We start from the raw sequence: 21,043 nt of genomic DNA, 5'->3' as shown, positions 1-21,043 counted from the left end.
GGCTATCGTGACCGCCATGACCGACCTCGACCTCCTCGCCCCAGCCGTGCCGCGGTCCGAGGAGATCCTCACTCCCGAGGCCCTCGCGTTCGTCGCCGACCTCGACGAGCGCTTCCACGACCGCCGCGACGACCTGCTGGCCGCGCGCCGGACGCGCCGCGAGGAGATCGCCCGCACCGGCACCCTCGACTTCCTGCCCGGGACGGCCGACGTCCGCGCGGGCGACTGGCGGGTGGCGGACGTCCCCGCTGACCTCCGCGACCGGCGCGTCGAGATCACCGGGCCGACCGAGCCCAAGATGGCGATCAACGCCCTCAACTCGGGCGCCCGCGTGTGGCTCGCCGACCTCGAGGACGCCAACACGCCCCACTGGCGCAACGTCGTCGGCGGCCAGCTCACGCTGCGCGACGCCGTCAGAGGACAGCTGGCGTTCACCTCGCCCGAGGGCAAGGAGTACGCCGTCGCCGACCCCGCGTCGACGCCGGTCGTGCTGCCGCGGCCCCGCGGCTGGCACTTCGACGAGGCGCACCTGATCCGCGACGGCCGCCCGGTGGTGGCAGCCCTGGTCGACTTCGGCCTGCACTTCTTCCACAACGCGCGCGAGCTGCTCGCCCAGGACAGCGGGCCCTACTACTACCTGCCGAAGATGGAGTCGCACCTCGAGGCGAGGCTCTGGGACGAGGTCTTCACCCACGCCGAGCAGGCGCTCGGCGTGCCGTACGGCTCGGTGCGCGCCACCGTGCTGATCGAGACGATCACCGCCGCCTTCGAGATGGACGAGATCCTCTACGAGCTGCGCGACCACGCCGCCGGTCTCAACGCCGGCCGCTGGGACTACCTGTTCAGCATCATCAAGAACTTCCGCGACGCGGGTCCCGGCTTCACGCTCCCCGACCGCAACGCGGTGACCATGGCAGCGCCGATGATGAAGGCCTACAGCGACCTGCTCGTGCAGACCTGCCACCGACGGGGCGCCTTCGCGATCGGCGGGATGGCGGCGTTCATCCCGAGCCGGCGCGACCCGGAGGTCAACGAGCGCGCCTTCGCCAAGGTGCGCGAGGACAAGACCCGCGAGGTACGGGCCGGCTTCGACGGCTCGTGGGTGGCCCACCCCGACCTCGTCCCGCTGTGTGCCGAGGTCTTCGACGAGGCCCTGGCCGGTCGCGACAACCAGCTCGACGTCACCCGCGACGAGGTCTCGGTGTCCGCGGCCGACCTGCTCGCCGTCGGCGAGACACCGGGCGAGCGGACCGAGGCCGGGCTGCGCGGCAACGTGCGGATCGGCATGCAGTACCTCCACGCCTGGCTGTCCGGCAACGGCGCCGCCGGCATCGACAACCTCATGGAGGACGCGGCCACCGCCGAGATCTCCCGCTCCCAGGTCTGGCAGTGGGTCCACAGCGGCGCCACCCTCGACACCGGCGAGGCGGTCACCCGGGAGCTCGTCGAGCGGGTCGTCGAGGAGGAGTTCGCGGCGCTCGAGGGCAGCCTGGACGACGACGCGCGCCGGCTCTTCGTCGACTGCGCGCTCGGCGAGGACTTCCCCGACTTCCTGACGCTCAGGGCGTACGACGTGCTGCTGGCGCGAGGCGATTGACCGGCCGCACGAAGCCGCCGGAGGCGATCTGCTCGCCGCCCACCCAGACGTCGGCCACGTCGGCGTCCGAGGCGAGGGCGAAGATCTTGCCGAGCTCGGACTCCGGCGAGTCGGCGTGCCGCAGGCCGATGTCGAGCGCCGTTCCGGGCGGCGGCCGGAGCAGGAGGGCGTCGAACTGCTTGCCCTCCGACAGGTCGCCGACGGTGTCGGCCAGGCCGAGCGCGGCCGCGCCGGCCGACGTGCTCAGGTGGAGCAGGTGCCCGGCACCGAGCGGCATCCCCTCCGCACCCATGAGGTGCTGGAGGAAGTAGGCCTGCAGGCCCTCCTTGAAGATCGAGAACCCGGTGCCGGCCCCGACGTCGCTGCCGAGCGCGACGCGTACGCCCGCGTCGAGGTGGCGGCGCAGCGGGAACAGCCCGGAGCCGAGCGCGGCGTTGCTGGTCGGGCACCAGGCCACCGACGACCCGCGGGCCGCCATCACGGCGAGCTCGGCGTCGGTGGGGTGCACGTCGTGGGCGAGGACGGAGAGCGGGCCGAGGAGGGCGTGGTGGTCGTAGGTGTCGACGTAGTGCGCGCGGTCGGGGAACTGACCGGCGACGGTGGCGACCTCGGCGTTGTTCTCGTTGACGTGGGAGGTGAAGCAGACGTCGCGCACCGACTCCATCACCGCACCGCAGGCGGCCAGGATCGGGTCCGAGGCGGACAGCGAGAAGCGCGGCGTGACGGCGTAGCGCAACCGTCCGCTGCCGTGCCAGCGCGTCGCCAGCTCGACGGACTCGTCGTAGGCCCGCTCCGGGGTGGTCAGCAGCGGCTCGGGCAGGATCCGGTCGCTCACCACGAGGCCGCTGGTCACCCGCAGCCCGAAGCGCTCGGCCTCGGCGAAGAGGGCGTCGACGGCGGAGGCGAAGTGCGACCCGAAGACCAGCGACGTGGTCGTCCCGGCCGAGACCAGGCCGGCGACGAACTCGCCGGCGATGGTGGCGGCGTACGCCGGTGACGCGAGGCGCTGCTCCTCCGGCAACGCGCACCGGTCGAGCCACTCGAGCAGCGGCATCCCGAGCGCGCCGATCACCCGCACCTGCGGGAAGTGGACGTGGGTGTCGACCAGCCCCGGGAGCAGGATGCCGTCGCGCAGGTCGATCACCGGCGCCGTGGGATGAGCCTCGGCAACCGTCGCGAACGGGCCGCGGGCGACGATGGTGCCGTCGTCGTGCGACACGAGCAGGCCGAGGTCGTCGTCGTGTCGGAACCCCGGACCGTCGGCGCTCGTGAACGGGTCGACGGGCGTGTCGAAGGCCCGGGCCCGGTAGAGGAACCCCGGGCTCGCAGCGGCGTCGATCATCGGACCGCCCGCGCCCGGTCGGCGGCGAACAAATCAAGCAGCTCGGCCGCGACCGACACCGCGATCGTGGCCGGCTCCTTGCCGCTGCCTCCCAGACCGGGCAGTCCGATCGGGCAGCGGATCCGGGCGATGGTCGGCTCGTCGTGGCCCTCGACCGTCAGGCCGGTGCGGAACCGGGTCCACTTCGCGTCGGACCCGATGAGGCCGATCGTGGCGAGGTGGGTGCACCGCAGCGCGGCGTCGCAGAGCGCGAAGTCCTCTGCGTGGTCGTGCGTCATCACGAGGACGTGGGTGCCGGGCGGGATCGCGCCGAGGGCGAGCTCGGGGACGGGCGCACGGTGGACCTCGACCCGCGCCTCGCCCGCCAGCACCGGGGCCAGCCGGTCGTCGGCCAGCTGGCCGGCGCGCGAGTCGACGAGGTGGAGGTCGAGGTCGTGGCCGGACAGGACCCGGGCCAGCTCGAGCCCGACGTGGCCCACGCCGAAGACGGCGACGGACGGAACGACCGGCAGCGGCTCGAGGAGCAGCGTGACCTCGCCCCCGCAGCACTGGCGGCCGTGGTCGGTGCGCGCCTTGTCGCTCAGCCCGACCTCGAGCCGCTCGGGCTCGGCGGCTCCCGCGACGAGCATCGCCCGGGCGCGGGCGACGGCCGTCTCCTCGAGGTTGCCGCCGCCGACGCTGCCCCAGGTGCGCGCCTCGGCGACGACCATCTTCGCGCCGGCGTCGCGCGGTGCGTGGCCGCGTACGTCGGTCACCGTGACCAGGACGCCCGCCTCCCGCTGCGTGCGGAGCCGTTGGACGGCGGTCAGCCAGCTCACGTCGCACTCCGCTCGGAGGTCGGGTGGAGGGCGGGTGCATCCGGGTCCGGCGGGTCCGGGACGATGCCCGGGAGTCCGTCCACCACGTGGTCGGGGCCGGAGGTGCGGGCCTGCTCGACCGCCCAGAACACCGCCTCGGGCGTGGCCGGCGAGGGCAGGTCGACGCTGGTGCCCTCGGGGCCGAACGCCGCGGCCGCCTCGCGCAGCGCCTCGCGGACGGCGAAGGCCAGCATCAGCGGCGGCTCCCCGACCGCCTTGGAGCCGTAGACCACACCGTCCTCGTGGGCCTGCTCGAGCAGCGCGACGTGGAGCTCGTCGGGCAGCTCGCCGAGGCTCGGCAGCTTGTAGGTGCTGGCCGACTGCGTGGTGAGCCGACCGCGGCCGGGACCGTCGCTCTCGTCCCACCGCAGGTCCTCGAGCGTCAGCCAGCCCACGCCCTGGGCGAAGCCGCCCTCGACCTGCCCGATGTCGACGAGCGGCGAGAGGCTGTCGCCGGCGTCCTGCACGATGTCGACGCGCCGGGTGGTGTGCGCGCCGGTGAAGCCGTCGACCTCGACCTCGGCGGCCGCGACACCGTAGGCGAAGTACTTGAACGGGTGTCCCTGCATCGCCGTGGAGTCCCAGTGGATGCCCTCGGTGCGGTAGAAGCCGGCCGCCCACAGCTGCACGCGCCCGAAGTACGCCTCGCGCACCAGGTCGTCCCACGCCAGGCCGCGCCCGGCGTCGACCTCGCGCAGCCGCGTCGTGATCTGCTCGCAGGCGTCCTTGACGGCCCCGCCGTTGAGGTCGGCGCTCGAGCTGGCCGCGGTCGCCGAGGTGTTGGGCACCTTGTCGGTGCGGGTCGGCGCGAGTCGTACGCGCTGGAGCGGGATCCCGAGGCTGGTCGCTGCCACCTGCAGCATCTTCGTGTGCAGCCCCTGCCCCATCTCGGTGCCGCCGTGGTTGATCAGCACCGAGCCGTCCTTGTAGACGTGCACGAGCGCCCCGGCCTGGTTGAAGGCGGTGAAGTTGAAGGAGATCCCGAACTTCAGCGGGGTCACCGCGAGGGCGCGCTTGACGTGCTCGTGGCCGGCGTTGAACTCCGCGACCTCGCGGCGGCGGCGCGCGACCTCACCGGTCTCGAGCACCTGGTCCCACGCGGCGACGACGCGCTCCGGGTGGCGGACGGGTTGACCGTACGGCGTCGCCTGCCCGTCGACGTAGAAGTTGCGACGCCGCAGCTCGACCGGGTCGATGCCGAGGAGCGGGGCGCACCGGCCGAGGACGTCCTCGATGACGAGCATCCCCTGCGGACCGCCGAAGCCGCGGAACGCGGTCTGCGACGTCTTGTGGGTGTGCGCCACCCGGCCGTGGACGCGCACGTGCGGGATCCAGTAGGCGTTGTCGACGTGGCAGAGCGCCCGGGCGAGCACCGGCTCGCTGAGGTCGAGGCTCCAGCCGCCGTCGGAGGTGAGCGTCGCCTCGAGCGCGGTGAACCGGCCGTCGTCGTCGAACCCGACCCGCCACTGCGCGTGGAAGCCGTGCCGCTTGCCAGTCATGGTCATGTCGTGGGTGCGGTTGAGGCGCAGCCGGACCGGCCGGCCCGTGAGCGTCGCCCCCAGCGCAGCGACGGCGGCGAAGCCGTGCGGCTGCATCTCCTTGCCGCCGAAGCCGCCGCCCATCCGCAGGCACTGCACGGTGATCTCGTGGGACTGCCGCCCCAGCACGTGGGCGACGATCTCCTGCGTCTCGGTGGGGTGCTGGGTGCTGCTCTGCACGAACACCTGTCCCCCCTCGTCGACGAGGGCGAGCGAGGCGTGGGTCTCGAGGTAGAAGTGCTCCTGGCCGGCCATCTCGGTGATGCCGCTGAACACGTGGGCAGCGCCGGCGAGGCCCTGCTCGACGTCACCGCGCGTGACGACGGGCTGGCCGCCCTGGAAGCTCTCCGCGTCGATCGCCTCGGTCAGCGCCACGACCGCGGGCAGCTGCTCGTAGTCGACCTCGACGGCGGCCGCGCCCAGCCGGGCGGCCTCGAGCGTCTCCCCCAGCACCCAGCAGACCGCGTGCCCGACGAACATCACGATCTCGGGGAAGAGCGGCTCGTCGTGCTTCACGCCGGCGTCGTTGATGCCCGGCACGTCGTCGGCGGTGAGCACGCGGACCACCCCGGCGACCGCCAGTGCGGGCTCGGTGTCGACGCGGCTGACCCGGGCGTGCGGGTGCGGCGAGCAGACCGGGTGCGCGTGCAGCGCTCCGGGAGTCCGGATGACGAGGTCGTCGGTGTAGAGCGCCTCACCGGTGACGTGCAGCGCCGCGCTCTCGTGGGGCAGCGCGAGCCCGACGACGGCGTCGCCGGGACGGTCGGAGAGGTGGCTCATCGCGACTCCCCCTCCTGCGAGCCTTCGCTCCACCAGGCCCGCAGGGCGTTGCCGAGCATCGCGGAGCGGTACGCCGCGCTCGCCCGCTGGTCGTCGATCGGGGTGCCCTCCCCCGCCATGACCGCGGCCGCCTCCTCGACGGTGTCGAGGGTCCACGGCCGACCTTCCAGCGCCGCCTCGGTGGCGAGCGCCCTGATCGGCGTGGCCGCGACGCCACCGAGCCCGATCCGGGCCCTCGCGACGGTGCCGTCGACGACGTCGAGCGCGGCGGCGACGGCCACGCTGGAGATGTCGTCGAGGCGCCGCTTCGAGATCTTGCGGAAGGTGGTGTGCGACGCCAGCGGCGTCGGGATCCGCACGCTGCGGATCAGCTCGTCGGGGCGCTTCACGCTCTCGCGGTAGCCGGTGAAGTAGTCCGCGAGGGCGACCTCGCGATACCCGTCGGCCGACGCGAGCACGAGCCTCGCATCCAGGGCGAGCAGGGCCGGCGCCAGGTCGCCGATCGGCGACGCGGTGCCGAGGTTGCCGCCGATGGTCGCACCGTTGCGGATCAGCCGCGACGCGAAGAGCGGCCAGACCCGGTCCAGCAGCGGGACGCTGCCGCCGAGGCCGGCCTCGACCTCGCTGAGGGTGAGTGCCGCGCCGATCTCGATCTCGTCGCCGACCACCAGCTGCCGCAGCTCGGGCAACCGGTCGACCGCGACGACGTACGACGCCCGGCGGCCGCGGAGGTTGACCTCCACACCCCAGTCGGTGGAGCCGGCGACCACGGTCGCGTCCGGGTGCTCGGCGAGCAGGGCGAGGGCGTCGTGGAGGTCGGCAGGACGGGCGAAGTCGTCGAGCCGGGTGGGCACGCTCGCGGGCGCGGCATGCATGCAGCGCTCGGCGAACGGGTCGTCGGCAGGGGCGGGGCCGAGCGCGGCCGCCGCGTCGCGGATCGGCCGGTAGCCCGTGCAGCGGCAGAGGTTGCCGCCGATGGCGTGGAGGTCGAAGTCCTCGCGGCCGGGCCGGTAGTACTCGGCGGCCATCGAGCAGACGAACCCGGGCGTGCAGTAGCCGCACTGCGACCCGCCACGCTCCGCGAGCTCGGCCTGGACCGGGTGCAGGTCGTCGGGGCTGCCGAGGCCCTCGGCCGTGACGACCTCCTGGCCGTCGAGGGCGGCAGCGGGCACGAGGCAGGCGTTGACCGGCGTCCACCGGCTGCCCTCGCCGTCGGGGCGCGCGACCATCACGGCGCAGGCGCCGCACTCCCCCTCGGCGCAGCCCTCCTTGGCCCCGGTGAGGCCGAGGCCGCGCAGGAAGTCGAGCGCGTTGGTGTGGGCGGGCGTCGCACCGAGCGCGCGCGGGCGCCCGTTGACGGTGATGTGTGGCTCGGTCATCGGATCCCCAGCCGCGGGTGCCGGTTGACGTCCTTGTAGAGCAGGTAGCGGAACCGGCCCGGTCCGCCGGCGTAGCAGGCCTGCGGGCAGAAGGCACGCAGCCACATGAAGTCGCCCGCCTGCACCTCGACCCAGTCCTTGTTGAGCAGGTAGACCGCCTTGCCCTCGAGGACGTAGAGGCCGTGCTCCATGACGTGCGTCTCGGGGAAGGGGATCGCGCCGCCGGGCTCGAAGCTGACGATGTTGACGTGCATGTCGTGGCGCACGTCGAGCGGGTCGACGAAGCGCTGCGTGCCCCAGGCGCCGTCGGTCCCGGGCATCGGCTCGATCGCCACGTCGACCTCGGCGGTGACGAACGGCTCGGGCACCTCGACGCCGTCGACCCGCTCGTAGGCCTTGCGGATCCAGTGGAAGGTCGCCCCCTCGTCGCCGTCGTTGCGCAGCGTCCACGCGGCGCCCGGCGGGAGGAAGGCGTAGCCGCCGGCACCCATCCGGTGCTGCACCCCGTCGATCGCCAGCGCCACGGTGCCGCCGACGACGAACAGCACGCTCTCGGCGTCGGGGTCGTCGTCGGGGCGGTCCGAGCCGCCGCCCGCGGCCACCTCGACGACGTACCACGAGAAGGTCTCGGCGAAGCCGGACAGCGGGCGGGCGATCACCCAGAGCCGGGTGTCGTCCCAGTGGGGCAGCCGGCTGGTGACGATGTCGCGCATGGTGCCGCGCGGGAGCACGGCGTACGCCTCCGTGAAGACGGCGCGGTCGGTCGTGAGCTCGGTCTGCGCAGGCAGCCCACCCGTGGGCACGTGGTAGTTCATCGGTCTCCCCTTCTCAACAGCCGTCCGCGCGGGTCGTCGGCGAGTTCGATCTGTGCACCGCGCAACCAGGTCGCGCGGACGGTGCCGGTGAGCGTACGCCCGGCGTAGGGCGTGACCGGGTTCTTGTGGTGCAGCCTGGTGACGTCCACCGTCCACGACTCCTCGGGCGCGAAGACGCAGAGGTCGGCGTCGGCCCCGACCGCGATCTCCCCCTTGCCGGTCAGCCCGACCCGACGGGCCGGCGTCGTCGACATCCAGCGCACGACGTCGGTCAGCGGCACGCCCCGCTCGCGCGCGGACGTCCAGACGGCCGGCAGGCCCAGCTGCAGCGACGCGATGCCGCCCCAGGCCTCGGCGAAGTCGCCGGTGTCCTGCCGCTTGAGCTCGGCGGTGCACGGCGAGTGATCGCTGACGACCATGTCGATGTCGCCGCTGCCCAGCGCGGCCCAGAGGGCGTCGCGGTTGGTGGCGTCGCGGATCGGCGGGCAGCACTTGAGCTCGGTCGCGCCGTCGGCGATCGAGCCGGCCTCGAAGTGCAGGTAGTGCGGGCAGGTCTCGACGCTGACGTCGACGCCGGCGGCGCGGGCGGCATGCAGCGCGGGGACCGCCCCCGACGCGCTGAGGTGCACGACGTGGGCACGGCCGCCGGTGGCGCGCGCGGTCGCTAGGACCAGCTCGATCGCGCGCTCCTCGGCCTCGCCCGGACGGCTCTCGAGGAAACCGGCGTACGCCGCTCCGTGCTCGCACTCGTCGATCGCCTCCCCGTCCTCGGCGTGCACGATCATCAGCGCGCCGAGCCGGGCGGTCTCGGCCATCGCGGTCCGGAACGCGTGCGCCTCCAGGTGCGGGAACTCGTCGACGCCCGAGTCGAGCAGGAAGCACTTGAAGCCGAACACCCCCGCCCCGTGGAGGTCGGCGAGGTCGGGGACGTTGCCGGGCACGGCCCCACCCCAGAAGCCGACGTCGACCCACGTCTGGCCCTGCGCCGCCTCGCGCTTGACGTCCAGCGCCGCGAGCGTCGTGGTCGGCGGGATGCTGTTGAGCGGCATGTCGACGATCGTGGTGACGCCGCCGGCGGCCGCCGCGCGGGTCGCGCTCGCAAAGCCCTCCCACTCGGTGCGTCCGGGCTCGTTGACGTGCACGTGCGTGTCGACCAGTCCTGGCAGCAGGACCTCGTCGTCGGCGAGCTCGTGCTCGTGGGTTGCCTCGACGTCGGCGTCGTACGCGTGGATGGCCGTGATCACGCCGCCCGTCACCTCAACCGCGACGGCGCGTTCCTCGCCGTCGACGATGGCCCGCCGGGCGCGGACGACGAGGTCCGGCTCAGCTGCCACGGTAGGTCGAGTAGCCGAAGGGGTTGAGCAGCAGCGGCACGTGGTGGTGCCGGTCGTCGGCGACCGTGAAGGTGACGACGACCTCGGGGTAGAACGCGGTGGTCCCCTGGGCCGCGAACCACGCGCCCGTGTCGAAGCGCAGGACGTGGTCACCGGGCGCGAGGTCGCCGGCGAGCGGGGCAACGCGCCCGTCGTCGTCGGTGACGCCCTCGGCCACGAGGCTGCCGTCGGCCGTCGACAGGGACACCTGCACGCCGACCGCCGGCCGGCCCGTCGAGGTGTCGAGGACGTGGGTGCTCAGTGACGTCATCAGGACAGCACCTCCCGGATCCGGAGCTGGGCGATCTGCGTCAGCTGGTCGATCGTGGCGGCCCGCTCGAGCTCGTCGGTGTTGTCGAGCCGGTGCTGCAGGTGGTCGAGGACGTCCTGCCCGCTGCGGCCGGCCGCCCGTACGATGAAGACCCGGCCGAAGCGCTCCTCGTAGGCCCGGTTGCCCTCCTCGAGGCGACGCGCCAGGTCGGCGTCGGAGTGGTCGACCCCGGACTGCTCGCGGGCCGAGTGCGCCGCATCGTGCTTGGCCGCATCCGCACGCTCGCCGATCCGCGGGTGGCGGGCCAGCGCCTGCTCGAGCTCGTCGTCGGTGATCGTCGCGGAGGCGGCGGACATCGCCGCCTCGACCTCGCCGATGTCGGAGTAGGGGCGCCCGGCCGCCACGGCATCGGCCCACCGCGGCACGTCGAGGCAGACGAGCAGCCGCTCGCGGGCGGCCGCGTCGTCCATCGCGTTGAACTCCGCGAGGTTCATCGCTCCTCCTCGCGGGTCACGGTCGCCTCGATCAGCCCGTAGGGACGGTCGGCGGCGATGAACACCTCACCCGGGTTCTCCAGGCCGAAGGGAGAGAGGTCGACGAGGTGGTGGTGCTTGTTGGGGGCCGCGAAGGAGATCTCGGCGATGTCGTCGTGCGCCTCCAGCACTGCCCGGCCCATCGCGTAGAGGGTCTCCTGGAGCGCCCGACTGTAGGTCGTCGCGAAGGTGGCGAGCAGCAGCGCCCGCACGGCGTCGTACGTCGTGTTCCAGTCGACGTCGGCTCCGGGGACGTAGCGCCAGTCGGCCCGCAGCGCGGTCGCCAGGATCCGGTCGTCGGCGTCGGGCAGCGTCGTGTACTCGTCGCGCAGGAAGTCCTTGAACTCCGAGCCGGTGGACTTCAGCACGACCAGGTCCTGGAGTCCGCTGACGACCGTCGCGCCGTCGCGCGTGAGGTCGACGGTGGTGGTGCGCACCTCTCCCCCGCGGCGGACGAACGCGTGGTCGTGGCCGGCGCCGTCGACCTCGATCCGGTCCCAGGCGTACTCCTCCACCGCGATCGTCGCGCCGGTCCCTGCCGGCGTCGCCTCGAGCAACCGGCTGCCCAGCGCCAGCGCGTAGTCCTCGGGCGAGGAGATGCCGTGCTGCTTGGCGTAGGCGAACGCGGTGTTCTTCTGGGTGTCGGTGGGCAGCACCTGCGACTGGTCGCCATCGGTGTGGGCAGCGGCGAAGTCGCCACGGAGCGAGGTCGAGACGTTGAGGTCGCGGATCTCGTGGCGCGGCGTGTCGCGCACGATCCGGACGACGCGGTTCTCCGCCTTGCCGTAGCGGTTCGGTCCCAGCACGATCCCCATGTCGTCAGCCTCCAGCCTCGTCGGCGCGGTGCGCCAGTGTCATCAGTGTCCGCGTGTCGAGCCCGGTCGCGGTGGCGACCTCGTCGGTCGTCAGCGCGCCGCAGTCGGTCCCGCGGAGCAGGAAGTCGGCGAGCGCCCGCGCGGTCGCCGGCTCGTCGAGGACGCCGGACTCGCGGCGCTCGACGTAGGTGCGCAGCCGCGCGGCGGCGGCCGCCCAGCCCTCCCGGTAGAACGCGAAGGTCGCCGCGAACCGGGTCGGCAGCTGTGCGGGGTGCAGGTCCCAGCCCTGGTAGTAGCCGCGCTCCAGCGAGCGGCGTACGAGCCCCAGGTGGTTGGCCCAGGCGGCGCCGACCTCGTCGGCCGTGCCGATCGGGAGCACGTTGGTGGACCCGTCCGAGAGGCGTACGCCGGTGCCGGCCGCGGCTGCCTGCATGATCGCCTTCGCGTGGTCGGCCACCGGGTGGTCGAGGCTCTGGTGGGCGGCGGCGATGCCGCAGTAGGCGCTGTAGTCGTAGGTGCCGTAGTGGAGCCCGGTGCACCGGCCGGCGGACGCGTGGACCATCCGCGCCACGAGCGCGGTGCCGTCGGGTCCGAGGATCGACTGGGGCGTCTCGACCTGGATCTCGAACCGGAGCGCGCCGGCGCCGAGCCCCAGCGCGGGCTCGAGTCGCTCGGCCGCGTGGACGAGGGCCTCGACCTGCTCGACCGCGGTGACCTTGGGCAGCGTCACCACGAAGCCGCCGGGCAGCGGCGTACTGCTCAGGAGGCGTTCGAGGAACACCGTCAGCGTCCGGATCCCCCGCCGCCGGGTCGGCGCCTCGAAGCTCTTAAAACGGATGCCGCACCACGCAGGCGCGGCAGCTGCGGCCAGCGCCGCGGCGAGCTCGTCGGCCGCGCGCACGGCGTCGGCGTCCTCCTCGTCGTCCGGACGCGCCCCGTAGCCGTCCTCCAGGTCGATGCGGACGTCCTCGACCGGCTCGCGGGCCAGCTTGTCGCGGACGCGGCCGAGCAGGTCGGCGTCGCCGTCGAGCAGGGACAGGAGCACGGCCTCGTGCTCCTCGGTCGCGCGCAGGGCGGTGGCGCCGTACGTCGTCGCGAGGTCGGCACGGAACCGGTCGGCCGGGACGTAGACGGTGTGCACCGGCTGCCGACCGGGACGCCCGCCCGGGTAGTGGCGCGCGAGGTCGGCGTCGACCTCGCCCAACCGGTCGTCCAGCTCGGCGGTGAGCGCACCGACCAGCTGCTCGAGGTCCACCGGGCTCTCCATGCGGAGACCCTAGAGGAGAGTCAGTGGACGGGCGGGCGCTTGCGCTGCGGCGCGGGGCGCGTCGGGTCGTCGTCGGGAGCCTCGACGTTCTCGGGCACCACGATGGGCTTGAGACGGGCCCAGGTGGCGAAGAACGCACCGACGACGAGGAGCGCGAGGCCGGTCCAGAGGTTGGCGTTGATCCCGCCGGTCTTCTCGGGCTCGTGCTCACCGAGCAGTCCGGCGAGCACGAGGATCACGCCGTAGATGCCCATCAGGGCGCCGATGATGTTGCGGATGTCGAAGAGCCCCGCCTTGTGGGGCTTGCCGGCGGTGTCGTCCGCGGCCGTGGTGTCGGACATGTCGGGCATGGTGACTCCTCTCTGTCGTTCCGGGTCAGAAGGCGAAGTTGAGGGCGATGACCATCGCGAGGGCGATGCCGGCGAGCGGGAGCGTGCGCTGGTACCACGGCATGGCTGCCTCGTTCGGGTCGGTGCGGTCCTCACGTGGCGTCTCGGAGTAGACCAGTCCGCGCAGCTCGGAGGCCGGCTTGGGCTTGGTCACGAGGGACACCACGATGCTGAGCACGATGTCCACCACGAAGGCGACCGACGCCGCGAGGAAGGCCGTCCCCTGGCCGGACAGCTCGAAGACGCCGGCCGCTCCCGCGCGGTCGACGGCGATGGCCGACAGGGTGCCGGCGACCAGTCCCACCCAGCCTGCGGTCGGGGTCATCCGCTTCCAGAACATGCCGAGGATGAAGGTCGCGAAGAGCGGCGCGTTGAAGAACCCGAAGAGTGTCTGCAGGTAGTTCATGACGTTGTCGTAGCCCATCGCGATCTGGGCGGTGAAGATCGCGATGACGGTGGCCCCGACGGTGGCGAGGCGACCGATGCGGAGGTAGTAGTCGTCGCTGTGGTCCTTGCGGATGTAGCGCTGCCACAGGTCGTAGGAGAAGACCGTGTTGAAGGCCGAGATGTTGGCCGCCATGCCGGCCATGAAGGCCGCGAGCAGGCCGGCGATCGCCAGGCCCAGCAGGCCGTTGGGCAACACGTCGCGCATGAGGAGCAGGAGCGCGTCGTTGTAGGCCACTCCCTCGCCCGACGCACCGCCGGCGGGCGTACCGCCGTTCTTGAGGTCGATCATCTCCGTCACCAGCACGGCGGAGACCATGCCGGGGATGATCACGATGAACGGGATGAACATCTTGGGGAAGGCGCCGATGATCGGGGTCTTGCGCGCAGCCGAGATCGAGTCGGAAGCCATCGCCCGCTGGACCTCGACGAAGTTGGTCGTCCAGTAGCCGAAGGACAGCACGAAGCCGAGTCCGAAGACGATGCCGACGACCGACAGGACCGGCGAGTCGAAGCCCGACAGCGCCTCGCCCGGCCAGGCATTGAGCTGCTGTGCCGCTGCGGGTGCCTCGGAGGCCGAGGACGCGCTCTCCGAGGCCGCGGTGATCTTGTCGGTCAGGCCGTTCCAGCCGCCGACGCGGTGCAGGCCGATCAGCGTCAGCGGCAGCAGCGAGGCCACGATGACGAAGAACTGCAGCACCTCGTTGTAGATCGCGGCGCTCAGGCCTCCGAGCGTGATGTACGACAGCACGACCGCACCGGCCACGATCAGCGCGACCCAGATGGGCCAGCCGAGCAGGGCGTGCACGATGCCGGCGAGCAGGGCGAGGTTGACGCCCGCGATGAGGAGCTGGGCGACGGCGAAGCTGATCGCGTTGACCAGGTGGGCGCCGGTGCCGAACCGCTTGAACATGAACTCGGGGACCGAGCGGACCTTCGAGCCGTAGTAGAACGGCATCATCACGACGCCGAGGAACAGCATCGCCGGCACCGCACCGACCCAGAAGTAGTGGAACGTCGACAGGCCGATCTCCGCGCCGTTGGCCGACATGCCCATGATCTCGACGGCACCGAGGTTGGCCGAGATGAAGGCCAGGCCCGTGACCCACGCGGGCAGGGAGCGTCCCGACAGGAAGAAGTCGATCGAGTCGGACACCGAGCGGCGCGCCATCACGCCGATGCCGAGGACGAACCCGAAGTAGATCGCGACCAGCAGGTAGTCCAGCCAGGTTGCGTCGATCAGGGTGTCGGAGCTCATGTGTCCTCCCGAGATTCAGTTTGGGCCACGCAGCAACCTAGACCTGACAGGCGGTCCGCGCGACCACCCCTTCGGGTCGGGGGGCACGGGAGCCAACCTAGACCGGCCTTCCTCCCGGCCCGGTGCAGTGCCATCCTCGATCAGGGAGAGGCACCGCCATGGACTACCGAGACTCGCACCGCGCCCTGCAGGACGCCTTCGACACGCGCCGGCTCGCCGACCGCCTCGCCAGCGTCGCCGGCGACGACGTGTCGGGGTTCCGCGAGTTCATCGAGGCGCGCGACATGTTCTTCATCGCGACCGCGGACGCCGACGGGCAGCCGCAGAGCTCCTACAAGGGCGGCGACCCCGGCTTCGTCCGCGTGGTCGACGACCACACGATCGCCTTCCCGGTCTACGACGGCAACGGCATGTTCCTCACCATCGGCAACGTCACCGAGAACCACCTGGTCGGGCTGCTGTTCATCGACTTCGCCAACGGGTCCCGGCTGCGGGTCAACGGCGAGGCGTCCGTCGATCCCACCGATCCGCTGGTCGCCGACTTCCCCGGTGCCAAGCTGGTCGTACGCGTCCGCGCGCGGGCCGTCTTCCCCAACTGCCGTCGCTACGTCCACACCCACGGCCCGGCCGAGCGGTCGGTGTTCGTGCCCGTCGAGGGCGAGCAGCCGCCGGTGCCGGACTGGAAGCTCGACGAGTGGTTCGACGGGACGCTGCCCGACGGCGACCCCGCCCTCGACGCTGCCAACCCGAGCGCGCCGTCGGTCCCGCGCTTCTGAGCGACACGATCTCGCCCTCTGGCAGGGTGGCGGCCATGAACCGTGTCTCGGGACGCGTGGCGACGGCCCTCGTCGTGCTCGGCGTCGTGCTGGCGATCGCCCCCGCCTTCATGTCCACGATCGCGATCTGCGGGGTCTCCGGGTGCTCGGGCGGCGGCTTCGGCCGCGCCACCGACCCGGACGCGACCCTGGTGATGCTCGGCCTGACCGGGCTGGTCGCGGCGCTGCCGCTCGCGGTCTACGCGCTCGTACGCCGCAGCGGCGGCCTGGCGGTCGGCGCCCTCGCCCTCGCGGTGGTCACCACGTTCGTCACCGGCGTGGTCATCGGTTCCGACCTCCGCGGCTGCCCGCGCAGCATCGACCGCGCTACCTGCTTCGAGGAGTAGGGCGGCTCACTCCCACTCGATGGTGCCCGGCGGCTTCGAGGTGATGTCGAGGGTGACCCGGTTGACCTCGGCGACCTCGTTGGTGATGCGGGTGGAGATCCGCTCCATCACCTCGTAGGGCAGGCGGGCCCAGTCGGCGGTCATCGCGTCCTCGGAGGTGACCGGGCGGATCACGACGGGGTGGCCGTAGGTGCGGCCGTCTCCCTGGACGCCGACGGAGCGGACGTCGGCGAGCAGCACGACCGGCATCTGCCAGATGTCGCGGTCGAGCCCGGCGCGGGTGAGCTCCTGACGGGCGATCGCGTCGGCGCGGCGCAGGATGTCGAGGCGGTCGGCGGTCACCTCGCCGATGATGCGGATGCCGAGGCCCGGTCCGGGGAACGGTTGGCGCCACACGATGTCCGCGGGGAGACCCAGCTGTTCCCCGACGAGCCGGACCTCGTCCTTGAAGAGCGTGCGCAGCGGCTCGACCAGCGCGAACTCGAGGTCCTCGGGCAGGCCGCCGACGTTGTGGTGGGACTTGATGTTGGAGGTGCCGGCACCGCCACCGGACTCGACCACGTCGGGGTAGAGCGTGCCCTGCACGAGGAAGCCGACCTTCTCGCCGGCGTCGGCGGCCTCGCCGAGCACCTGCACCTCGGCGGCCTCGAAGGCGCGGATGAACTCGCGACCGATGACCTTGCGCTTCTCCTCGGGGTCGGTCACCCCGGCCAGCGCGGCGAGGAACGTCTCGCGGGCGTCGTACACGTGGAGGTTGACGCCCGTCGCGGCGACGAAGTCGCGCTCGACCTGCTCGGCCTCGCCCTCGCGGAGCAGGCCGTGGTCGACGAAGACGCAGTGCAGTCGGTCACCGATCGCACGCTGCACGATGGCTGCCGCCACCGCCGAGTCAACGCCGCCGGAGAGGCCGCAGATGGCCAGGCCGGTGTCGCCGATCTGCTCGCGGACGCGCTCGATCTGCTCCTCGGCGATGTTGAGCATCGTCCACGTCTGCCGGGCGCCGGCGATGTGGTGCAGGAAGTGCTCGAGCACCTTCTGGCCGTGCTCGGTGTGCAGCACCTCGGGGTGCCACTGCACGCCGGCCAGGCCGCGGCCGACGTCCTCGAAGGCCGCCACCGGGGTGTCGGTGGTCGAGGCCAGCACGGTGAATCCTTCGGGCGCCTGGGCCACCGAGTCGCCGTGGGACATCCACACCGTGTGCTGGGCGGGGATGCCCTCGAGGAGGGTGCCGGCCTCGCTGACGGTGACGGGCGTACGTCCGTACTCCCGGGCCCCGGTGTGGGCGACCTCTCCGCCGAGGCCCTTGGCCATCAGCTGGAAGCCGTAGCACATGCCGAACACCGGGACGCCGGCCGTGAAGACGTCGTCGTCGATGCCGGGGGCACCGTCGGCGTACACGCTGGACGGGCCGCCGGACAGGATGATCGCCTTCGGGCCGCGCGCGAGCATCTCGGCGACCGGCATCGTGTGGGGCACGATCTCGGAGTAGACCCGCGCCTCACGGACGCGGCGGGCGATGAGCTGGGCGTACTGCGCCCCGAAGTCGACGACGAGGACCAGGTCGTGCTCTGCAGGCTGCGTCACGATCGGAGTCTATCGACCTCGCTCCCTCTCAAATCGCCCCAGGGCCCGACCGGGGAGCGAGGGTAGAGCGTCGGGCCCCGGCCCGCCCAGCTCAGCCTGGAATCGCCCCAGGGCCCGACCGGGGAGGGAGGGTGGTCGGGCCCTGGGACTTGAGTCCCCGCCACTGCAGAACAGTGCCGAGATCGAAGGACCCGGCCCTTGGGAGGGAGCATGACTTGCCGGACCCCTCACTTGGGGCAACGACCTTCTGCGGCGGCTGGTTACGGGCCCCGCGAAAGTAAATCGCAGCGATCAGCTGACGCCGACGATCGGTAGGCGCAGCGCACCCGGGGCAGCCTCGGGCACGACCGGGTTCTTCGGCTCGACCGGGGCGAGCCGGCGGTAGGTCGCGCCGAGCTCGGGACGTGGGTCGGCCTCGCCCTTGTTGGGCCAGAAGGCCATCGCCCGCTCGGCCTGTGCGGTGATCGTCAGCGACGGGTTCACGCCGAGGTTCGCCGACACCGCCGAGCCGTCGACGACGTGGAGCCCCTCGTGGCCGTAGAGCCGCTGCCAGGCGTCGACGACGCCGTTGGCCGGCGAGTCGCCGATCGTGCAGCCGCCGATGAAGTGGGCGGTGAGCGGTCGGTTGAAGACCTCGCCCACGTTGCCGCCGGCCGTGCCGCCGAGGGCGTCGGCGATGCGTCGCGTCGCCTCGTAGGCGATGGGGATGTAGGTGGGGTTGGGCAGGCCGTGGCCCTGCTCGCTCGTCATCCGCCAGCCGAAGCGACCCCTGCCCCACTTTCGCTGAGTCCACTTCGTGGTGATCGAGTTGTCCAGCGTCTGCATCACCAGCGCGATGACGGTGCGCTCCGACCAGTGCTTGAAGTCGTAGAGGTCGAACGCCGTGCGCCGCTGGGCCCACAGCTCGCGCAGCCACGTGCCCACCCGCCACGTGCCGGGGGTGTCGTCGGCGAGGACCGTCTGCATCAGGGCCATCGCGTTGGACCCCTTGCCGTAGCGACACGGCTCGATGTGGGTGAACTCGTCGGGGTGCCACGACGACGTGATCGCCACGCCCTCGGTGAAGTCGGTCGTCGCGCGGGGTGCGAGCGCACCGAGGATCGCCTCGGAGTTGGTGCGGGTGAGCACGCCGAGACGGTCGCTGATCGCCGGCAGGTCACCGTCGTTCTTGAGCTGGTGGAGCAGCTTCTGGGTGCCGAGCGCCGCCGCGGAGAAAACGACCTGGTCGGCGGTGAACGTCTTGGTGGCCGGGTTGTTCCTGGAGAGCCGGGACAGCTTGGCCTTGGTCCACCGCGTCGTCACCTCGTAGCCACCGGCACCGCGGGGTCGGACGCGCGTGACCGTGGTCAGCGGGTGGACGACCGCCCCGGCCTGCTCGGCGAGGTGGAGGTAGTTCTTGACCAGCGTGTTCTTGGCGTTGTGGCGGCAGCCGGTCATGCACTCGCCGCAGTTGAGGCAGGCGTTGCGAGCCGGACCGGCACCACCGAAGTAGGGGTCCGCGACCTCCTCGCCGCCCTGCGCGTCGGGTCCGCCGAAGAAGACGCCGACCGGCGTCGGGTGGAACGTGTCGCCGACGCCCATCTCCTCGGCGACCTGCTTCATCACCTCGTCCGACGGCGTGTGGCGGGGGTTCTCGACCACGCCGAGCATCCGCTTGGCCTGGTCGTAGTAGGGCGCGAGCTCGGTCTTCCAGTCGGTGATGTGGGCCCACGACGGGTCACGGTAGAACGCGTCGAGCGGCTCGTAGAGCGTGTTGGCGTAGACGAGCGACCCGCCGCCGACGCCGGCCCCGGCGAGGATCAGGCAGTCCTTGACCATGTCGATGCGCTGGATGCCGTACATCCCCATCGACGGTGCGAAGAGGAAGCGCTTCGCGTCGAACGACGTCGCCGGGAAGTCGTCGTCCTCGAAGCGAGCGCCGGCCTCGAGCACCCCGACCTTGTAGCCCTTCTCCGTCAGCCTCAGTGCGGTGACGGAGCCGCCGAAGCCGGACCCGATGACGAGGACGTCGTAGTGCTGGGCGGTCATGCGCGCCCCAGCTTGTTGAGCAGGCGGAGCGCAGCGGTCATGACCTTGGCGTTGGTCTCCTCCGACATCCCGAGCATCGGGGCGATCGGCACCAGCCGCTGCGTCGCGACGGACTGCGCCTCGGTGTAGCGGTGGATGCCCTCGGCGCCCTGGCGCCGGCCCATCCCCGACTCGCGCATCCCGCCCATCGGCGCGCCGAGCGAGCCGAAGGTGGCGCCGTAGGCCTCGTTGACGTTGACCGTCCCAGCCTTGATGCGACGCGCGACGGCCCGGCCGCGGGCGCCGTCGCGCGTGTAGACCGACGCGTTGAGGCCGTACGCCCCGTCGTTGGCGCGCTCGACGGCCTCGTCCTCGCTGTGGAAGCGGTAGAGCGCGACCACGGGGCCGAAGGTCTCCTTGCCGAAGCACTCCATGTCGGCGGAGACGCCCTCGAGGATCGTCGGCTCGAAGACGAACGGGCCGAGGTCGGGACGTGCCTTGCCGCCGGTGAGCACCCGCGCGCCCTTGGCGACCGCGTCCTCGACGTGGCGGGCGACGGTGTCGAGCTGGGCCTGCGAGATCAGCGAGCCCATGTCGACGCTCCAGTCCTGGCTGGCGCCGAGCGTCATCGCCTGCGTGCGCGACACGAACGCGTCGACGAACCGGTCGTAGACCTGGTCGGCGACGAAGAGCCGCTCCATCGAGACGCACAGCTGGCCGGCGTTGGAGAAGACGCCGCGGACGGCACCCTCCGCCGCGCGGTGCACGTCGGCGTCGCGCAGGACGAGCATCGGGTTCTTGCCGCCGAGCTCGAGCGAGCAGCCGATGAGCCGCTCGGCGCACTGCTTCGCGATGGTCCGCCCGGTCGCGGTCGAGCCGGTGAAGCAGATGTAGTCGGCCTCGGCGACGATCGCGCCGCCGACCTCGGGGCCAGGGCCTGCGACGACCTGCCACAGCTCGGGCGGGAAGCCGGCCTCGTCGAGCAGCTGCGCGGCCAGGAGCGCGGTGAGCATGGTCTGGGCGTCGGGCTTGGAGACAACCGCGTTGCCGGCGAGCAGGGCCGGGATCCCGTCGCAGAGCGCCATCGTGAGCGGGTAGTTCCAGGGCGAGATGATGCCGACGACGCCCTTGGGCACGCGGTGCACCTCGGCGCGCGTGAGCACCGGGAACATCCCGCCGACCCGCTGGGTGTCGAGGTGCTCGTGCGCGGTGCGGGCGTAGTAGCGCGCGGTCAGCGCGAGGTGGGCGACCTCGAGGTAGGCGTCCTTGCGGGCCTTGCCCGACTCCCACACGACGAGGTCGATGAGCTCGTCCTGCCGGTCGAGCAGGAGGTCGTGCAGGCGCAGGAGGGCGGCGGCGCGCTCGTCGATCGACGTCGCGGCCCACCCGGCCTGGGCGTGGCGCGCACGCACGAACGCCTCGGTCACGTCGGCCGGACCCGACTGGGGGACGTGACCCAGCGGGGCTCCGCCGATCGGCGACGACACGGCGTGCGTCTCGCCGGTGGTGCTCACGATCCGCCGCGTCAGGGAGGCGACGTACGACCGGTCGAGGCCGTAGGCCGCGGTGCTGTCGTGCTCGGGGTCCGCGGGGCCGCCGATGAGGGGGTTGGCGCTCTGCTCGCTCATCTCT

The 21,043-nt window shown here is 72.2% G+C and carries 18 protein-coding genes; 3 read left to right on the top strand and 15 right to left on the bottom strand.

Annotated elements, in window-relative coordinates; genetic code table 11:
* Positions 1 to 16: 16 nt before the first annotated feature.
* Positions 17 to 1,597, top strand: coding sequence for a malate synthase A (gene aceB, locus EUA06_RS08250; RefSeq protein WP_129474562.1), 1,581 nt, complete (start codon positions 17 to 19; stop codon positions 1,595 to 1,597).
* On the opposite strand, the gene EUA06_RS08245 is transcribed toward aceB, so the two are convergent.
* The 12 genes from EUA06_RS08245 to EUA06_RS08190 are packed head-to-tail and all read right to left on the bottom strand — an operon-like array spanning position 1,560 to position 14,658.
* Positions 1,560 to 2,939: a guanine deaminase gene (locus EUA06_RS08245; RefSeq protein WP_129474561.1), complete on the bottom strand. Its 1,380-nt coding sequence runs from the start codon at positions 2,937 to 2,939 to the stop codon at positions 1,560 to 1,562. The two genes, aceB and EUA06_RS08245, sit on opposite strands and share 38 nt — an antisense overlap.
* Entirely contained in the window at positions 2,936 to 3,757 is an 822-nt protein-coding gene (gene xdhC, locus EUA06_RS08240) for a xanthine dehydrogenase accessory protein XdhC (protein WP_129474560.1), read from the bottom strand. Before xdhC ends, EUA06_RS08245 begins: the two co-directional genes overlap by 4 nt.
* Positions 3,754 to 6,114 (bottom strand): xanthine dehydrogenase molybdopterin binding subunit, encoded by a 2,361-nt coding sequence (locus EUA06_RS08235; RefSeq protein ID WP_129474559.1) that lies wholly within the window; start codon positions 6,112 to 6,114, stop codon positions 3,754 to 3,756. The genes xdhC and EUA06_RS08235 overlap by 4 nt, the downstream gene beginning before the upstream one ends.
* On the bottom strand, positions 6,111 to 7,493 hold the full coding sequence (locus EUA06_RS08230; protein WP_129474558.1) for a xanthine dehydrogenase small subunit: 1,383 nt from the start codon (positions 7,491 to 7,493) through the stop codon (positions 6,111 to 6,113). The genes EUA06_RS08235 and EUA06_RS08230 overlap by 4 nt, the downstream gene beginning before the upstream one ends.
* Positions 7,490 to 8,308 (bottom strand): bifunctional allantoicase/(S)-ureidoglycine aminohydrolase, encoded by an 819-nt coding sequence (locus EUA06_RS08225; RefSeq protein WP_129474557.1) that lies wholly within the window; start codon positions 8,306 to 8,308, stop codon positions 7,490 to 7,492. Before EUA06_RS08225 ends, EUA06_RS08230 begins: the two co-directional genes overlap by 4 nt.
* Positions 8,305 to 9,642 (bottom strand): allantoinase AllB, encoded by a 1,338-nt coding sequence (allB, locus tag EUA06_RS08220; protein WP_129474556.1) that lies wholly within the window; start codon positions 9,640 to 9,642, stop codon positions 8,305 to 8,307. The genes EUA06_RS08225 and allB overlap by 4 nt, the downstream gene beginning before the upstream one ends.
* Complete coding sequence (uraH, locus tag EUA06_RS08215; protein ID WP_129474555.1) at positions 9,632 to 9,952, bottom strand: hydroxyisourate hydrolase; 321 nt, start codon at positions 9,950 to 9,952, stop codon at positions 9,632 to 9,634. Before uraH ends, allB begins: the two co-directional genes overlap by 11 nt.
* Entirely contained in the window at positions 9,952 to 10,446 is a 495-nt protein-coding gene (gene uraD, locus EUA06_RS08210) for a 2-oxo-4-hydroxy-4-carboxy-5-ureidoimidazoline decarboxylase (protein WP_129474554.1), read from the bottom strand. Before uraD ends, uraH begins: the two co-directional genes overlap by 1 nt.
* Positions 10,443 to 11,300, bottom strand: coding sequence for a factor-independent urate hydroxylase (gene pucL, locus EUA06_RS08205; RefSeq protein ID WP_129474553.1), 858 nt, complete (start codon positions 11,298 to 11,300; stop codon positions 10,443 to 10,445). Before pucL ends, uraD begins: the two co-directional genes overlap by 4 nt.
* Before the next feature lie 4 nt (positions 11,301 to 11,304).
* A complete protein-coding gene (locus EUA06_RS08200) occupies positions 11,305 to 12,567 on the bottom strand; it encodes a DUF6986 family protein (protein ID WP_129474552.1) in 1,263 nt (420 codons plus the stop codon).
* Positions 12,568 to 12,587: 20 nt separating this feature from the next.
* Complete coding sequence (locus EUA06_RS08195; RefSeq protein WP_129474551.1) at positions 12,588 to 12,908, bottom strand: hypothetical protein; 321 nt, start codon at positions 12,906 to 12,908, stop codon at positions 12,588 to 12,590.
* A 34-nt stretch (positions 12,909 to 12,942) separates the two neighbouring features.
* Positions 12,943 to 14,658: a sodium:solute symporter family protein gene (locus EUA06_RS08190; RefSeq protein ID WP_129474550.1), complete on the bottom strand. Its 1,716-nt coding sequence runs from the start codon at positions 14,656 to 14,658 to the stop codon at positions 12,943 to 12,945.
* A 158-nt stretch (positions 14,659 to 14,816) separates the two neighbouring features.
* Here EUA06_RS08190 and EUA06_RS08185 point away from each other — a divergent pair, with 158 nt between their 5' ends.
* Positions 14,817 to 15,434 (top strand): pyridoxamine 5'-phosphate oxidase family protein, encoded by a 618-nt coding sequence (locus tag EUA06_RS08185; protein ID WP_129474549.1) that lies wholly within the window; start codon positions 14,817 to 14,819, stop codon positions 15,432 to 15,434.
* Positions 15,435 to 15,469: 35 nt separating this feature from the next.
* Positions 15,470 to 15,820, top strand: a complete 351-nt coding sequence (locus EUA06_RS08180) for a hypothetical protein (RefSeq protein WP_129474548.1) — start codon at positions 15,470 to 15,472, stop codon at positions 15,818 to 15,820.
* A 6-nt stretch (positions 15,821 to 15,826) separates the two neighbouring features.
* On the opposite strand, the gene guaA is transcribed toward EUA06_RS08180, so the two are convergent.
* The 3 genes from guaA to EUA06_RS08165 all read right to left on the bottom strand — a co-directional run bounded on the left by guaA (position 15,827) and on the right by EUA06_RS08165 (position 21,039).
* A complete protein-coding gene (guaA, locus tag EUA06_RS08175) occupies positions 15,827 to 17,404 on the bottom strand; it encodes a glutamine-hydrolyzing GMP synthase (RefSeq protein WP_129474547.1) in 1,578 nt (525 codons plus the stop codon).
* Between the two features lie 291 nt (positions 17,405 to 17,695).
* A complete protein-coding gene (locus EUA06_RS08170; RefSeq protein WP_129474546.1) occupies positions 17,696 to 19,432 on the bottom strand; it encodes a GMC oxidoreductase in 1,737 nt (578 codons plus the stop codon).
* Positions 19,429 to 21,039, bottom strand: coding sequence for a succinic semialdehyde dehydrogenase (locus tag EUA06_RS08165; protein ID WP_129474545.1), 1,611 nt, complete (start codon positions 21,037 to 21,039; stop codon positions 19,429 to 19,431). Before EUA06_RS08165 ends, EUA06_RS08170 begins: the two co-directional genes overlap by 4 nt.
* Between the last annotated feature and the right edge of the window lie 4 nt (positions 21,040 to 21,043).

The organism is Nocardioides glacieisoli, from assembly GCF_004137245.1.
Taxonomy (GTDB): domain Bacteria; phylum Actinomycetota; class Actinomycetes; order Propionibacteriales; family Nocardioidaceae; genus Nocardioides; species Nocardioides glacieisoli.
The sequence above is the reverse complement of the archived record's forward strand: the minus strand, read 5'-3'. Positions and strand labels throughout refer to the sequence as shown.